The sequence below is a fragment of the Amycolatopsis sp. WAC 01375 genome (genome assembly GCF_003947325.1).
Taxonomy (GTDB): Bacteria; Actinomycetota; Actinomycetes; order Mycobacteriales; family Pseudonocardiaceae; genus Amycolatopsis.
This window is the reverse complement of the sequence record NZ_QHHW01000016.1, coordinates 142,025-157,711: the sequence shown is the minus strand read 5'-3', so window position 1 is coordinate 157,711 and position 15,687 is coordinate 142,025. Positions and strand designations below refer to the sequence as shown.

The following is a 15,687-nucleotide window of genomic DNA, read 5'->3' as shown; positions in this document are numbered from 1 at the left end:
ATGCCACATTGGGCGCGTTTGTCCGTATCGGTGACCTGGAGCGTCGCACGAGGCTTTTCTGGTTGGCGGCGTCTTCGCGCGGTAGGTTGGCTACTCCGGTAAGGGGAGAGATCGGAGGAGGGGGGCTTGTCATGGGCGAAAGCGGTTCCCCTGCCCGTTTCCAGCTCCTCGGTCCCGTACGGCTTCTCGACGGCGATCGCCCGGTCCCCGTCGGCGGTCCCGGCGTCCGCGGTCTGCTCGCGTTGCTGGCGCTGAAGGTCAACAAGGTGGTCGCGCTCGACGAGATCATCGACGCGCTCTGGGGTCACGATCCGCCCGCCACGGCCCGCACGATCGTCCACGGCAACGTCTCGCATCTGCGGCGCGTGCTCCGCGACATCCAGGGCGACCATCCGCGCGGCGCCCGGATCCTCACCGCCCCGCCCGGCTACCAGCTCACCGTCGAACCAGGCCGGATCGACGTCCACCGTGCCCGGTCGCTGCTGGAGCGGGCTTCTGCCGAAGATCCGGAGAAGGCGTCCGAACTGCTCGCCGAGGCCCTCGCGCTGTGGCAGGGGCCGACACTGGCCGGGGTTCCGGGTTCGGTCCGCGCCCCCGAACTGGAGGATCTGCGGCTCGCCGTCCACGGGGCCAGGGTCGACGCGGATCTCGAACTCGGCAGGCACGCGGAACTGATCGTCGAGCTCAGCCCGCTGGTCCGCGCGAACCCGCTCGCCGAACGCACGGCCGGTCAGCTGATGCGCGCGCTCTACCACGCCGGGCGCCGCGGCGACGCGCTCGAGCTCTACCGCACGGTGTCCCGGGCGACCTTGCGCACCCTCGGCGTCGAACCCGGCGCGGATCTGCGCTGGCTGCACGAACGTGTCCTCAACGACGACCTGCCGGTCAAGGTCGTCGCGGAACCGAAGGCCGAGTCGGCGCCCGTCCAGCAGCTGCCGCCCGCCGTGCCGAACCTCGCCGGGCGCGAGGCCGATCTGGCCTGGCTCGACGAGCTCGCCGAGCGGGCAGAAGCGGGCGAGACGGCGGTCGGCGTGGTCACCGGGACCGCCGGCATCGGCAAGAGCAGCCTGGTGGTGTGGTGGGCGCATCGCGCCGCCCGGCGCTTCCCCGACGGCATCCTCTTCGCCTCGCTGCGGGGTTTCGATCCGCATCATCCGCCGCTGGAACCCGCCGATCTGCTCATCCAGTTCCTGCTCGGGCTGGGTGTCCCCGCCGAGGGGGTGCCCGAGCAGGTCCACGAACGCATCGCGCTCTACCGGTCGATGATCGCGGGCCGCCGAATGCTGGTGATCCTCGACAACGCCCGCACCGCCGAGCAGGTCCGGCCGCTGCTGCCGCCCGGTTCGCGGTCGATGACGCTGGTGACCAGCCGTTCCCGGCTCGACGGGCTCGCCGTGTCCAACGCCGCGAAACTGCGCGTGCTCGGCACGCTCGCGCCCGGTGACGCCGTCCGGCTGATCGAGGAGCTCGCCGGTCCCGCCGGATTCGACCTCAACCACGCGCTCGCCCGGCTCTGCGGCTATCTCCCGCTCGCGCTGCGGATCGCGGGAGCCCGGCTCGCCGCCAGCGCGCAGTGGTCCGCGCAGGATCTGGTCGACGAACTCGGCAACGAACGCACCAGGCTGGCCGCCCTCGACGTCGACGGCCCGGACGACGGCGTCCGCGCGGCGTTCGACGTTTCGTTCCGGGGGCTGCCGCCCGAGGTCGCGAACACGTTCCTGCGGCTCGGCGTCGTCCAATGCGTTTCGGCCGGTTCGCATCTGACGGCCGCGATCGGTGGGATCACCGTCGCCGAGGCGCGACGGCATCTGCGGGTGCTCGCCGCGCACAACCTGCTCGCCGAAACCGGCCGCGACTCCTTCGTCCCGCACGACCTCGTCCGCCTGTTCCTGCGCGAACTGGCGGAGAACGAACTCGACGAGGCCGACCGGGAAGACGTCCTGACGCGATCGGTGCGGTTCTATCAAGCCGTCGCCGACCGGGCCCGGCGCAAGATGCTGCGGATCGTCGATCCGCTGGACTTCACCGGCGCGCTGACCGACGCGCAGACGCCGCCGATCACCTCCTTCACCGACGCGCAGGACTGGTTCACCGCGGAATGGGAGAACCTCCTGGAGGTCCTCGAAGCCGCCCGTGCCGGCGGCCGCCACGACGACGTCTGGCGGCTGGCAAGGGTCGCGCACACCTATCGCGCGGTGTATCCGCTGCTGGACGAGTGGCGGCGGCTGATCGAGATCGGGCTGGAGGCCGCCGAGCGGTCCCGTGACGTCCTCGGCCAGTGCTGGATGCTGATCTCACGCTGCGCCATCGCGCTCACTTTCGAACTGCCGCAAGGGTGTCTCGCCGACGCCGAACGCGCGCTGGAACTCGCGACCGCGATCGGCGACGACCGGTTGACGGTCTCCGCGAACATCCACCTCGGTTCCGCGCTGACCTTGCTGGGACGGTACGACGAGGCGATCAGGACGTTGCGGCAGGCGGTCGAGGAGACCGACCGGACCGGCGATCTCGAACTGCGCGGGCAGGCGCTCAACAACTGCGCCGAGGCGGAAAAACGAGCGGGGCGATTCATCGAGGCGATCGGGCATCAGGTCGCCTCGCTGGAGATCGACCGGACCCTCGGCGACGAAAGCTACGTCGTCGTCTCGCTGAACAACCTCGCCGAATTGAGCATGCGGATCGGCGAACTCGCCGCCGCCGAACGGTACGTCTGGGAGGCCGTGGACCTGACGATCAGCAGACGGTTCGTCCTCCAGGAAGGCGTACTGCGGCTGACACTGGGCCGGGTGCTGCGGGCCGGGTCGGATGTGGACGGTGCCCGCGAGCAATTCGCGTTCGCGCTGAAAATCCTCTCGGACGCCAATCCGAAACTCGCCGGACTCGTCCGTGCGGAACTCACGGACCTCGGCGAAAGTCCGTGAGTGATCCTTAGCGGATTCTTAGTGGCCTCGCGGCTCGCGCGCGTAGGGTCCCGTTCAGCGTCGATCGAGCCCTAGGGGAGGGGCACGCGATAAGGATCGGCGCTCGGGCGGGCCCCTTCTCGCGGCCCGTCTGAAGAGTCGCCAGGAGCGGCTCGTGGCGGTCCGGCCGGTGGAGGTGGGGGCGATACCGGCCGGCCGCCAGGCGACACCTCGCGATTCGGCACTTACTTGCGATGGTCGCGCATGTGGCACCTCGCAAGTAGGTGCCGAATTGCGGGAGTCAGCCGGTGCCGGCGGTGCACAGGGCGATGGTCTGGCCCTTGTTCTCCGCGACCTTCCGGCCGTTGACCAGGATCGAGCAGGCGATCTGGTTGCTGACCGACGAGTTCCGGGTGTCCGCGGTGACGGTGAGCAGGTATTCGCCCGAGTTGAAGGACGCCGTGCCGCGCCATTCGTCGGTGCTCGCCGGGGTCGTCTCGGTGCGCTGGTCGTTGAGCGAGCCGAAGCGGACGGTCGCGCCGCCCGAAGCGCTGACGACGAACTCGACGGTGTTCTTGTCCCCGGCGACGGCCGGGATGTGCAGTCCCGACTCGCCGGTAGCGAAGAAACTGGTGTAGACCAGTAACCCGCCGGCGGCCACCAAACCGGCGATGGAAAGCGCGAGCCCCGCGATCCCCATTCCCTTCTTGTCGGCTTCACCCTTCTTGATTTTGGTCAAACCGATCACGGAAAGAGTCAACCCGATTACGGCGAGCGGCCATGCGGCGATCCCCACGGCCGGGACGAAGGCGACCCCGAGCGCCGCGAGTCCGACCAGGAAACCCGCGACGACCAGGCCGTTCTTGGGTTTCCGGTGCCTTGTACCGTGCGCGGCGAACCCAGGGCCATAGCGGGTGGCCGGCGGGTGCGGGAGTGGTGGATCGGTCGGCATACATGCCCTTTCGGAGGCTTCCGTCCGAAGACGTTAACCCATCGTTCGGGGTAATGGCCGAAATTGTTACCTGCCGGAAAAAGTCATCATTCAACGATGATCAAGCGAATACCGATATTTTCTGACGAGAATTGTGGCATCGCCGAATGTCGGAAACCCGATCACTGATCGAACAGGCTGACTTCCGGGGTGATCTCCAGCAGTTCGTGCACCGGGCGGCCACGGCGGCCGTCGATGGTCGTGGTGCGGACGACACGCAGCCGCGCGGTCACCGGCCGGTCCAGGTTCTCCTTGATCTCGTCGAGCAGATCCGGCGCGACCGCGCCCTGGATCGTGCCGCCCGATTCGCGTTCGAGATAGAAGATCCGACGCCGGGTGCGGACCCCGTCCAGCCTGCCGCTGACCGTCTCGTAGCCGACGGCCTCCCGCGACTCGCGCAGGCTCCCGGACAGGATTCTCGCCTGCTCGGTGGTCATGCTGCGGGTCAGCTCGTCGCCGGCCGTCGGGGTCAGCGCCATGCCGATCCCGGCGTGTTTGCTGACCGCGTTGACGATGTCGCTGACCGCGTTGCGGACGGTGTCACGCTGCAGCAGCACCGCGTCCAGCGCGCCGTCGTCGGAGCCGTTGGCGGGCAGGAAGTCGCACAGTTCCTTGACCGCGCGTTCGGACAGCGACTCGAGACCGTCGTGGATGAGCGCGTCGTCGAGCGCCGGTTCGGGGAAACCGAAGAAGATCGCGTTGCCCGCCTGGCCGCGCTGGATCAGCGGGGCCTTTTCCCGGTCCGCGGGCTGGACGAAGGTCACCTCGCCCGACGGGTTGCGGATGATGTGCCCGATCTTCGCCGTCGCGTCCTGCAACGCGCGGCTGATGTCGGAGAAGGTGTACGCGTCCAGATGCGACTCGCCGAGCACGGACACGCGAAGCAGCGGCGAACGCGACGTCCGCTCGAACTTCGCGTACGCGGCCATCGCCGACGCGCGGGCGAGGTCGTCGAGCCAGGTGCCGCCGGGGATCTCGTCGGCGATACGCCGGAATTCGTTCCTCACCAGATCACTTCCGGAATTCCCCTGCCACCCGATGCCCACACTTCCTCCCAGATCTCCTCGTCGCCGGGGCGGCAGAGGAAGCCGTCGAGCATCCCGCCGACGGGCTGGACCTGGTCGAGATACATGGCGGGCTGGCCGACGATGACCCCGCGCAAGGTCAGCAGCCCGTACAGCGCCGAGCGGCCCGCGTCGTCGAGCCGTTTGAGCGCGCCCCATTCGTCCGGGATCAGCACCACGTCGAGCCCGATCGGCGCGTGCGGGGTCCTGGCGGTCAGATCGCCGCCGATCCACGCCCGGCCGGTGGGCATGATCCGCCGGGCGACACCCAGGTAGCTGTTCAGCGCGCTGAACAGGATCTCGCGGTCGTTCTGATGCGGCGCGTCGAACACCAGCCGCTCGTAGACATCGGCCAGATCGGCGGGATGGCGGCCCGGAGGCAGCAGGTTGTGCGGCGTCCAATAGGGGAGCGCCAAATCGGAGCCTCCTTCGTGTGCCGGAGCTCTCGATCGAAGAAACGTATCCGGCGTCACGCTCACAGTGCGTAGCCGAATTTACCAGGCGGGTGTCAGCCGCCCTGCCCCGGCCGGTGCTCGGGCGCGCGTCGGGCGGGCGGCCAGTCCTCGTCGCTCGGCCAGACCGGTTCGGGTTCGTGACCGCTCTCGCCGTTCTTGGCGGCCGGTTCCGGCTGCTCCGGGTGGTAGCCGTGCACCAGCTCCGGGGTCAGCTGCCCCTCACGGTGGCCTTCCGCCTCTTGGTCGAACGGCTCGTCGTCGTCGTGGATTCGCGCGGGCGGGATGAACTGCGTCCGTTCGGTGGACAGCAGTTCGGGCACGGGTTCCGGTTCCGGTTCGTGTGCGACGGCGCCTGCCGGCTCGTGCGCCACCGGTTCGGCGGCCGGACGCTCACGTCGTTCGCCGCGCATCAGCAGCCAGGTGACACCACAACCGAGGGCGAAGGCGATGAGCAGCCAAAGCCAGATCTGCCCGAAAAGCCAGAGCATTCAGCCATCACCTCTGTTCTGCCGTGATGCCGACGCGGCGGCCCTCGCCGCTCGCGCCGTCGGAGTTCCTGCGCTGGGTGGAGTACGCCTGGTCGCGTTTGACCCCGTTGCGCTCCAGTAACCGCTCCACCGTCAGCGCCCGGTTCAGCGCGAGCCGCCGGTCCGAACCGGTCGCCACCTGCCCGGTGATCCGGAACCGCAGATCGGCGGGGGCGTCCGTGAGCAGCTTCGCGATCTCCAGCGCGCCGCGCTCGCCGTCCGCGGTGAGCTCGGTGGTGTCCGGTTCGAACGTGATCGGCGTGGCCGTCAGCATGCGGTCGAGCTCGGCCTGGAACCCGGCCTTGTCGGTCGGCTTGGCCGACGTCGGCGTCGGGCTCGGCGACGGACTCGGCGGCGGCTGGCTCGACGGTTCGCCGCTGGTCGTCACCGGACCGGCCGGCGGGGCGGTGTCACCGGAGATCTCGACCGTCCGGACCCCGTCGATCCGCTGGATGGCGTCCATCGCCTGCGCGGCCTTGTCCGGCGGGAAGCCGGCGAGGTTCGCGTCGCGGCCGGAGAAGCTCACCTGGCCGCCGGAGACGCCCACGTCGGCGAGCGCGTCCTTCGCGCGCGCCGTCAACTCGGCCTCGATGTCGTCCGAGGCCGACCAGACGGTGATCGCCGTCAAGGCGAGCGTGACCAGCAGCGCTGTAGGCAGCAAGCGGCTCCAGCGTGTACCGGGCATGAAGGGACTGTAAGCCGCGTTCGGCCGGTTAGCGAACCGGCTTTCGTCACGTCCGGCCTAGTGTTCCGCCACTGTCGGGGCTGCTCCGCGAGAGGCGGTCGCACGTCTCTGGCCTGCGACGTCGGGGGCGTCCGGGAAGGGCGGCGGACCGCGCGCCGACGCCGGCGCGGGTGCGCCGGACGGTCAGTACATGACCCTTCTGGGTGACACCGACCGAGGGCGCGGCGTGGGTTTCGCGCGCTATGGAGAGGGTGAGTGGAAAGCTAGCTCCGGCTTTCGGCACCGTGGTCGCTCGAAGTACGTGAAGGGGTCCTTCCTTGCGTCTAGCGCTGTGAAGGGGTCCTTCATGTACTTGTGGGAAGGCCTTCGCGTGCCATCGTTGTGACTGGTGGGGCTACTGGGCTAGAGGCATGTGTTCCGAGTCCGTGAAGGACTCCTTGAGGGACCCAGAGTCCCTCAAGGAGTCCTTCACGGACCGCGGTCCCGCGATCAGCCGAAGCCAGAAAGTACTTAGGCCGCCGTGCTTCAGCTCGCGTGGTGGTGGATCTCCCGCGCCGGGCGCAGCTGCTCCGCCGGGAGCGAGACGCCCGTCGCGTCGATCTGCTCCAGCGGGAGCAGCGGCGCGAGCTGGGGGCGCTTCGGGGACAGGCCGTCGCCCATGGACTCGCCCTTGAGCTGACGCCGGATCCACGGCAGCAGATGAGCCTTCGTCCACTCGAGGTCGGAGCGGCGCGAAGTGATCCAGGTACTCGGCTCCTCGGACGCCGGCCACGGCTCACGCCAGTCGTCGGCGGCCGGGACGCCGAGGACCTCGGCCGCGCGCAGCGCGATCCGCCGGTGGGCCTCGGGGGTGAAGTGCAGCCGGTCGTCGCTCCAGGCGCGGCGGTCGTGCAGCGGGGCCATCGCCCACATGTCGACCATCTTGGCGCCGTGCCGGTCGGCGATCGCCCACAGATGCGCGTTGTAGATGCCGACCTTCCCCCGGAGGACGTGCATCACGGACAGGTATTTGGTGTCCGGCCCGTTGAAGATGAGCACCGGGATCCCGGCCTCGCGCAGCTTGGCGACCCCCGCCTCCAGCCGCGCGGCGACGGCGTCCACGTCCGCGCCGGGCACGATGATGTCGTTGCCGCCCGCGCACAGGGTGACCAGGTCGGGCTTCACCGCCAGCGCGATCGGCAGCTGCTCTTCGAGGATCTCGTCGAGCATCTTCCCCCGGAGGGCCAGGTTCGCGTACTGGAAATCGGGCCTGCCTTCGGCGAGGATCTCCGCCAGCCTGTCCGCCCAGCCCCTGAAGCTGCCGTCGGGCAGGTCATCGTTGAGTCCTTCGGTGAAGCTGTCACCGATCGCCACGTAGCTGTCGAATCCGTACACGTTGGGTCCCCTTCCGTCCGTGTGCCCCCGGTTGGTACTTGTACACCACAACTAACAGCTGAGAGCGCCCCTGCAATCCCATCCGAGCGAAACCCGTGGTTCAGGCCGTTGACACAGTCTCTTATTTTGTCGGACGTCCATGCATCCCCATTACCGGGATGTACACGTCTGCGCAGCGCGGATTCCCCTCAAGTGGGCGTAAACCGGACAGGGTATGTGGCGAACGTCTCCCCGCCCGGGTGTTCGGGGTCATGGATCCGGCAGGCTGTAAGGGTGACCTCACGACCCCCGCGCGAGTCGCTCGCCCAGATCCTCGGTGGGCGGCGTGGCGCCATCGACGCGAGCATCCCGCCCGCGGCCTTCGTCCTCGGCTGGCTGATCGCGGGCCAGTCGATCGCCTGGGGCGCCGGGGTGGCCATCGGGGTGGCGGTGCTGCTCGGGGTCTACCGGGTGGCGCGCGGAGACAAGGCCCGCGCGGTCGTGGTGAGCCTCGCCGCGGTGATCGCCGCCGCGCTGATCGCCCTGCACACCGGCCGCGCCGAAGACTTCTTCCTCATCCAGCTGCTGTCCAATGTGGCCAGCGCGTTGCTGTGGGCGGCCAGCATCGTGGTGCGGTGGCCGTTGCTCGGCGTCGTGGTCGGGCTCGTCATCGGGCAGAAGACCCGCTGGCGCCGCGACCCCGCGTTGCTGCGCGCGTATTCGCGGGCGAGCTGGGTGTGGGTTTTCCTGCAGTACACGCTGCGGGTCGCGGTGTACGGCTCGCTGTGGTGGAGCGGGCAGGTGGTCCCGCTCGGCATCGCGCGGACGGTGCTGTCCTGGCCGCTGGTCGCGGTGACGGTCGCCGTGAGCGGCTGGGTGCTGTACCGCACGCTGCCCCCGGAACATCCCGGTCTGCGGGTGGTGGAAGAGAACGGGGATTCCTCGGATTCCGAGCCGGATGGGCTACCCAGGACATAAGGCGGCCCCCGGCGAGGGGGGAGGGTCCGGGGGCCGGGTCCTACGGTACCCGGAGTTCGGCCCCGGAGTCGATGGTTTGGTCTTTTCGGGCTCGTTTTGGGTGTTTTTCAGCGTGGCGCCGGTCTCGGGGCGTCTTCCCCATACGCCTCGACGGCGGCGAGCCAAGCGGCACCGAGTACCCCGTCGGTGCTGGTCAGCGCCTCGATCCCGGTCAGTTCGGCACGCACTTTCGCCCCGACCGGGCCCTCCGGCGACAACACACTGCCCACGAGGACGATCGGCGTGGTTTCGCCGGGATCCCGCGCGGCCATGACGTTCGTCACCAGAAGGGCGGCCGCCCGGGTGGTGATCTCATCCGCCGCGGGGTCGCCTTCGCGGTCGGCCTCGCTCACGAACGGGGCGAACCTGGCGAGCCGGATCGGTGCCTCGGAGTTGGCGCTCGTGATGAGCGCGTGCCGCAGTGGGGCCCGGTCGCTCGCGGGGTCCACTGCGGACGGTCCGAGCGCTTCGGTGAGAACGGAGCGCGCGAGCGGGCCGAGTCCGCCGCCGCGGCTCAGTACATCCAAAGTGGAGCGAACGGCTTCCCTGCCGAGCCAGTACGCGGAACCTTCGTCACCCAGCAACCAGCCGTAGCCGCCGGCGGTCGAGACCATCCGCCTGCCGCGGACCCGGCCGGCGATCGACCCGGTGCCCGCCACGAGAACCGAACCGTCCGGCGCGGAAGTGGCCGACGCGTAGGCGACTTCGGGGTCGGGGACCGTCCGCACCGGACTGATTCCCAGGTCCTTCCAAGCGGCTTCGAAGATCTCCGCGACCGCCGGATCGCTCAGCTTGCTGACCCCCGCCATGCCGACGACGCACGCCTTGGTCGCGGCCGGGTCCAGCCCGCCCAGCGCGCCGGCGATCGCGCTCGCGATCCGCGCGGCGGCTTCCGATGGCGGATGGGAGTTGGGATTCGCCCCGCCCGCGCGCCCGGTCCCGAGGACGGCGCCGGAGGCGTCGACCGCGATCGCTCGCGTCGACGTGCCTCCGGCGTCCACACCGACGACGTGGGTCACCGGGTCTTGGTCACCTTGAGCAGCCCGCGCGGGCTGTCGGGGTCACCGCCGCGTGCCAGCGAAAGGCCGAGCGCGATCCGCTGGATCGGCAGGATCTCCAGGATCGGGGCGACCTCTTCGGCGGACGGCGCGACACCGATCCGGAGCGCGGCGGGGACGTCGGCCGAAGCGGAGCCGACCGCGAGTACGTCCGCGCCGCGTTTGCCGACGGCTTCGAGGACCTCCTGCATCGCGCCGACGCCGTGGCCCTGACTCGTCACGGCCAGCACGGCGGTCTCGCCGTCGACCGCGGCGACCGGACCGTGCAACAGGTCCGCGCCGCTGTACGCGCGGGCGGCGAGGTAGCTGGTTTCGGCCAGCTTCAACGAACCTTCCAACGCCGTGGCGTAGGAGTAGCCGCGGCCCGTGGTGAGCACCCGGTCGACGAAGCGGTAGCGGTCCACCGCGCGCTGCACGCCTTCTTCGGAGCCGTCGAGGGTCTGCTCCGCGAGCTCGCCCAGCTTCTTCGCGTCCTCACCCTTGCCGCCGCGGACCGCGTCGATCAGAAGGTAAAGCGAAAGCAAGGTGGCCGAGTACGTCTTCGTGGCGGCGACGGCCTTTTCCAGTCCCGCGCCGATGTCGACACCGAGTTCGGCGGCGGCGCGCAGCGGCGAGGACAGGGTGTTGGTGACCGAGACGGTCAGCGCTCCCTGGCGACGCGCGGTTTCGGTGACCTCGATGAGATCCGGGGAACCGCCGCTTTGGCTTACTGTGATGAAGAGAACGTCCCGCAGATCGGGACGGGCGCCGTACAAAGTCGCGGTGGAGGGCGAGACGAGACCGCAGGGGAGACCGAGGAGTACTTCGATCAGGTACTTCGCATACAGCGCGGCGTGGTCGCTGGAGCCGCGGGCGGCGAGCAGTGCGAACCTGGGCGGGCGCTTGGAGATGGCTTCGGCCACCTCGGCGATTTCGGCCTGTCGCTCCACGATTCCTGCCAGAATGGCGGGTTGCTGGGAGATCTCCGCGGCCATGTGCTCGCCGGGGCGCTGTTCGGTCATCTCGTTCCCTTCGACCGGGACGTACTTCGTCCCCCGAGTAGGTCTAGACCAATGCTAGCCCGAATGGACGTTCGTGGAGAAGGGTACGTTTCCTAGCGGGGACGGTGCGCGTTCGAGTGGGAAGGCTTAGGGAGTCGGTCATGTTGGAGACAACCACCGCGAGTGAGGCGGGCGCTACGGCAGGGATGCGCGGACAACGCGAACCCAAGTACTGGGCGCTGAAACAGCATCTGCTCGATCTGCTCGACGCGTTGCCCCCGGGTTCGCCGATTCCGACGGAACGGGCGCTCGCGGGAGAATTCACCGTTTCGCGCACCACGGTCCGGCAGGCCCTCGCCGACCTGACCGCCGAAGGCAGGCTCCACCGCGTACAGGGCAAGGGCACCTTCGCCGCCGAGCCGAAACTCGCGCAGCGCCTCCAGCTGTCGTCCTACACCGAGGACATGCGCAAGCAAGGCCTCAAACCGTCTTCGAAGCTCCTCGAGATCGACGAGCTACCGGTCGAGGCCGACCTCGCGAAACTCCTCGGAGTCCGCGTCGGTGCGAAAATCCTTCGCCTTCGGCGTCTCCGGCTGGCCGATTCGCAGCCCATGGCACTCGAGACCACGCATCTCCCACTCGGCCGCTTCCGCGGTTTGCGCAAACACGTTTCCGCAGGTGGCTCGCTGTACGCGGTACTGAGGGAGCACTACGGCGTCGAGCTCGAAAGGGCCGAGGAAACCATCGAGACCGCCCTCGCCGGACCGCATGAGGCGGAGATGCTCGGCGCCGATGTCGGAATGCCGATGTTGCTCCTTTCGAGGCATTCCTTCGCCACCGACGGAAAACCGGTCGAGTTCGCGCGAGCGATCTACCGGGGCGACCGTTACAAATTCGTCACCACGCTGCTTCCTTGAGGCGCGCTGACTGCTCTTTGAGCGCGCGCTGACGGAAACGTTTCGCAGGGCGCGGGCGCCCTACAAAACGTTTCCGTGGCCTTCGGCCAAAAGAGGGCGCGCGCTGTGCGGACTCCCCGTCGCGCTGACGCGCTTCGGGGAGTCGGGTCCGCCGGTTCCAGTGGGTTCGGTCTTTTTCTCTGACGTGTCAGGTATCCGCGGTGGCCCGGTGTCGGTCTTCGTGATTCAGTCGTCTTATGGGTGATGGGGTGGCGACGGGGATTCGGTGGGGGACGCCGGTGGCGCGCGGCGTACTCGCCACGACCATCGTCGGCTCGGGCATGGCGATGCTCGACGGGACGATCATCAACGTCGCCCTGCCGAGGATCGGCGAAGAACTCAAGGCCTCCGTCGCCGGCCTTCAATGGATCCTCGACGGCTACCTGCTCGCCCTCGCCGCCCTGATCCTCGTCGCCGGATCACTCGGCGACCGCTACGGCCGCCGCCGCATGTTCATCGTCGGCGTCGTCTGGTTCGGCATCGCCTCCGGGCTGTGCGCCGCCGCGACGACGACCGAGATGCTCGTCGCCACCCGGATCCTCCAGGGCATCGGGGGAGCTTTGCTCACGCCCGGCTCGCTCGCGATCCTCCAAGCGTCCTTCGCCCACGACGACCGGGCCCGCGCGATCGGCGCCTGGTCCGGGCTCGGCGGAATCGCGGCCGCCATCGGCCCGCTGCTCGGCGGCGTGCTCGTCCAGGTGTGGTCGTGGCGGCTGGCGTTCCTGATCAACCTGCCGCTGGCCGCCGTCTGCGTCCTGCTCGCCCGGCGCTACGTGCCCGAGTCCCGCGACGAGGAGGCGACCGGACATCCCGACTTCCTCGCCGCCGCCGTCGGCGCGATCGGACTGGCCGGGCTGACCGGCGCGATCGTCGAGGCGCCGGGACGCGGTATCGGTGACGTCGTCGTCCTGGTGGCCATCGTGCTCGGCGTCGCCGGGTTGGTGTCGTTCCTGGTGATCCAGCACCGCTCGGCCGATCCGCTGGTGCCGCCGAAACTGTTCCGCGACCGGACGTTCAGCCTCGCCAACGCGCTGACCTTCGTCGTCTACGCGGCACTCGGCGGCGTGATGATGCTGATGGTCATGCAGTTGCAGGTGTCGCTGGGCTATTCGCCGACCGCGGCCGGCCTCGCCGGCCTGCCGATCACCGTCATCATGCTGCTGTTCTCCGGCCGGTCCGGCGCGCTCGCGCAGAAGATCGGGCCGCGTACGCAACTGGTCGTCGGCCCGATCCTGGTCGGCGTCGGCATGCTCCTGCTGATGCGCGTCGGGCCGGGATCTTCGTACCTCGGTTCGGTGCTGCCCGCGGTCGTCGTGTTCGGCGCCGGGCTGGCGACGGTCGTCGCACCGGTGACCGCGACTGTGCTGGCCGCCGCGCCGGACCGGTATGCCGGGGTCGCCTCCGGCGTCAACAATGCCATCGCCCGGTCCGGTGGCCTGCTCGCGATCGCCGTGCTGCCCGCCGTCGCCGGACTGTCCGGCGCCGCCTACACCGATCCGGTGGCGCTGACCGCGGGCTGGCGGACGGCGCTGCTCGTCTGCGCGGCGCTCGCGATCGGCGGCGGCCTCATCGCGCTCGGCATCCACAACGGTGTCCTCGACACGCCTTCCGCACCCGACACCGCCGACACCGACGAGTCACCGCACCCCGGCGAATGTCTCCACTGCGGGGTCGACTCGCCGCCGACGCACGTCCGCCCCGCCGGACACACGTGATCAAAGGCGTAACTCGCGTGATCAGAGGCGTAACTCGCGTGATTGAAGGGCGAACACGGAGATCCGGCTTCAATCACGCGAGTTACGCCTCCAGTCACGCGAGTTACGCCTTCAATCACGCGTGATCCGGCGGCGGACACGCGGGCTAGGCCAGCAGGGTGGCCAGGGTCGCCGGGTCCAGGTTGCCGCCCGAAACGACCGAAACGACCTTGCCGGGCGGTAGCGCGTCGCGGTGCGAGAGGAACGCCGCGGTCGCGGTGGCGCCGCTCGGCTCGGCGATCAGACGCGCGCGGTGCGCCAGCGTCCGGACGGCCTCCCCGATCTCCGCCTCGGAAACGGTGATGACGTCGTCGAGCACCGCCTGGAGGTGGGCGAAGGTCAGATCCGACGGCTGGGCGCGCAGGCCGTCGGCGCTGGTCCGTGCCCGCAGGTCCATCGGCCACTCGATCCGCCTGCCCGCGCGGAAGCCTTCGGCCGTGTCGGCCGCCAGCTCCGGCTCGACGCCGATGACCTTCGCGCCGGGAAGCAGTTCCTTGATCGCCGTGCCGACGCCCGAGGCCAGCCCGCCGCCGCTGAGTGGGACGAGCACGACGCCGGCGTCCGGCAGGTCTTCGGCGATCTCCAGGCCGACGGTGCCCTGTCCGGCGATGACGTCGCGGTGGTCGAACGGCGGGATCATGGTGAGTCCCCGTTCTTCGGCGACGGCGAGCGCCGAGGACTCCTGGGCGTCGATCGGGACCTCGATCACTTCGGCGCCGAGCGCTTTGGTGGCTTCGATCTTGGCGCGTGGCGCGACATCCGGAATGAGGATCACCGCGTGGATTCCGAATCGCTTCGCCGAGTAGGCGACCGCTTGCGCGTGGTTGCCACTGGAGAACGCGACGACGCCGCGGGCGCGCTGATCTTCGTTCAACGCGGCGATCGCATTGTACGCCCCGCGCACCTTGAAAGCGCCGATCGGCTGAAGGCTTTCCGGTTTGAGCCACAACGGCGCCCACGTTTGTTCCAGTAACGGTGTGCGCACCGCGACGCCTTTGACGCGGCTCGCCGCGTCGCGGATTTCCTCGATCGATACCAGGTCCATACGGCCGATTATGTCAAGGATTCGTGAACCCTGGACAGTCCTTTTTGGACAGATGGCGTGGCGCTCCTCACGTGCGGACAACGAAGGGAGCATCCCGTGCGCCTTACTCGTTAGGACTGGGTGAGGACCGACTAGCTGCAGAACGGGATCATGGCCAAGGAGACTTCCGAGAAGGACACCGAGAAAACCGAAAAGACGGAGAAGCAGGGCCGGATCGTCCAGGTGACCGCGGCCGCGATGGCCGCGATCACCGCGGCACTGCTGGGTTCCACGCTCGGCGTCGCCGGAACGGTGGCGGGTGCCGGGCTGGCGAGTGTGATCACCACGCTCGGCGGCGAGCTGTACCTGCGTTCGCTTCAGCGGACGAAGGACGCGGCGCTGAAGGCGCGTGTGGTGCTGACCGTGCCGGGACGGCGCCGGGTGCTCGACCCCGGCGAGCAGGAAACCGTCCGGTTGAAGCCGTCCGAGGACGAAGAGGAACCGTCGGGGCGGAAGTTCAAGCCGCGCTGGGCGGTGATCGCCGGGGTCAGCGTGGCGGCCTTCGCGGTGGCGCTCGTCGCCATCACCGGCTTCGAGGGGGCGACCGGCAAGACCTTCGGCGGCGGCACCGGGACGACCATAGGGAAGATCATCGGCGGCGGGCAGGCCCAGGAACGCCAGGACAAGCACGACACCCCGCCGGCGACATCGCCTTCGGAAACGCGGGACGAGCAGCCGGAGACGACGCCGTCGACCACGCCGACGCCGACCACGACGCCGACTGCTCCGACGACCACCCAGGCGCCGCCGACGACGCCGTCCACGACGCCTTCGACCTCGCAACCGCCCCCGACGACCCCCTCGGCCCCCGCTTCGAACACCCCCGCGCCCTGACCCCTCCCGCAATTCGGCACCAGGTTGCG

14 protein-coding genes are annotated in these 15,687 nt (G+C 69.3%); 5 read left to right on the top strand and 9 right to left on the bottom strand.

Annotated elements, in window-relative coordinates:
- Positions 1 to 131: 131 nt before the first annotated feature.
- Positions 132 to 2,921 (top strand): BTAD domain-containing putative transcriptional regulator, encoded by a 2,790-nt coding sequence (locus DL991_RS07140; RefSeq protein WP_125782206.1) that lies wholly within the window; start codon positions 132 to 134, stop codon positions 2,919 to 2,921.
- Positions 2,922 to 3,201: 280 nt separating this feature from the next.
- Here DL991_RS07140 and DL991_RS07135 read toward each other — a convergent pair whose 3' ends face one another.
- From DL991_RS07135 to DL991_RS07110, 6 genes are all read right to left on the bottom strand, one after another.
- Positions 3,202 to 3,852, bottom strand: a complete 651-nt coding sequence (locus DL991_RS07135; RefSeq protein WP_125782204.1) for a DUF4190 domain-containing protein — start codon at positions 3,850 to 3,852, stop codon at positions 3,202 to 3,204.
- A gap of 161 nt (positions 3,853 to 4,013) precedes the next feature.
- The gene (locus DL991_RS07130; protein ID WP_125782202.1) at positions 4,014 to 4,898 is read right to left on the bottom strand and encodes a hypothetical protein; all 885 of its coding nucleotides are present in this window, start codon (positions 4,896 to 4,898) and stop codon (positions 4,014 to 4,016) included.
- Positions 4,895 to 5,371, bottom strand: coding sequence for a hypothetical protein (locus DL991_RS07125; RefSeq protein WP_125782200.1), 477 nt, complete (start codon positions 5,369 to 5,371; stop codon positions 4,895 to 4,897). The genes DL991_RS07130 and DL991_RS07125 overlap by 4 nt, the downstream gene beginning before the upstream one ends.
- Positions 5,372 to 5,463: 92 nt before the next feature.
- Positions 5,464 to 5,898 carry a hypothetical protein gene (locus DL991_RS07120; RefSeq protein WP_125782198.1) on the bottom strand — a complete coding sequence of 145 codons (435 nt, stop codon included), beginning with the start codon at positions 5,896 to 5,898 and terminating at the stop codon, positions 5,464 to 5,466.
- Between the two features lie 7 nt (positions 5,899 to 5,905).
- Positions 5,906 to 6,622, bottom strand: a complete 717-nt coding sequence (locus DL991_RS07115; protein WP_233598697.1) for a cell envelope biogenesis protein OmpA — start codon at positions 6,620 to 6,622, stop codon at positions 5,906 to 5,908.
- Positions 6,623 to 7,147: 525 nt separating this feature from the next.
- Positions 7,148 to 7,996, bottom strand: a complete 849-nt coding sequence (locus tag DL991_RS07110) for an SGNH/GDSL hydrolase family protein (RefSeq protein ID WP_125782196.1) — start codon at positions 7,994 to 7,996, stop codon at positions 7,148 to 7,150.
- 273 nt (positions 7,997 to 8,269) lie between these two features.
- Between DL991_RS07110 and DL991_RS07105 the strand changes: the two genes are divergently transcribed.
- Positions 8,270 to 8,953, top strand: a complete 684-nt coding sequence (locus tag DL991_RS07105) for a DUF3159 domain-containing protein (RefSeq protein WP_125782194.1) — start codon at positions 8,270 to 8,272, stop codon at positions 8,951 to 8,953.
- A gap of 107 nt (positions 8,954 to 9,060) precedes the next feature.
- Here the strand turns inward: DL991_RS07105 and DL991_RS07100 are convergent, their stop codons facing one another.
- Positions 9,061 to 10,011, bottom strand: coding sequence for an N-acetylglucosamine kinase (locus tag DL991_RS07100; RefSeq protein WP_125782192.1), 951 nt, complete (start codon positions 10,009 to 10,011; stop codon positions 9,061 to 9,063).
- Entirely contained in the window at positions 10,008 to 11,051 is a 1,044-nt protein-coding gene (locus tag DL991_RS07095) for an SIS domain-containing protein (protein WP_125782190.1), read from the bottom strand. The genes DL991_RS07100 and DL991_RS07095 overlap by 4 nt, the downstream gene beginning before the upstream one ends.
- A gap of 140 nt (positions 11,052 to 11,191) precedes the next feature.
- Here DL991_RS07095 and DL991_RS07090 point away from each other — a divergent pair, with 140 nt between their 5' ends.
- Positions 11,192 to 11,947, top strand: a complete 756-nt coding sequence (locus DL991_RS07090; protein ID WP_125782188.1) for a GntR family transcriptional regulator — start codon at positions 11,192 to 11,194, stop codon at positions 11,945 to 11,947.
- Positions 11,948 to 12,195: 248 nt separating this feature from the next.
- A complete protein-coding gene (locus DL991_RS07085) occupies positions 12,196 to 13,701 on the top strand; it encodes an MFS transporter (RefSeq protein WP_255433238.1) in 1,506 nt (501 codons plus the stop codon).
- A 145-nt stretch (positions 13,702 to 13,846) separates the two neighbouring features.
- Here DL991_RS07085 and DL991_RS07080 read toward each other — a convergent pair whose 3' ends face one another.
- Positions 13,847 to 14,785: a threonine/serine dehydratase gene (locus DL991_RS07080; RefSeq protein ID WP_125782184.1), complete on the bottom strand. Its 939-nt coding sequence runs from the start codon at positions 14,783 to 14,785 to the stop codon at positions 13,847 to 13,849.
- Between the two features lie 150 nt (positions 14,786 to 14,935).
- Between DL991_RS07080 and DL991_RS07075 the strand changes: the two genes are divergently transcribed.
- The gene (locus DL991_RS07075; RefSeq protein WP_125782182.1) at positions 14,936 to 15,658 is read left to right on the top strand and encodes a hypothetical protein; all 723 of its coding nucleotides are present in this window, start codon (positions 14,936 to 14,938) and stop codon (positions 15,656 to 15,658) included.
- Positions 15,659 to 15,687: the final 29 nt, after the last annotated feature.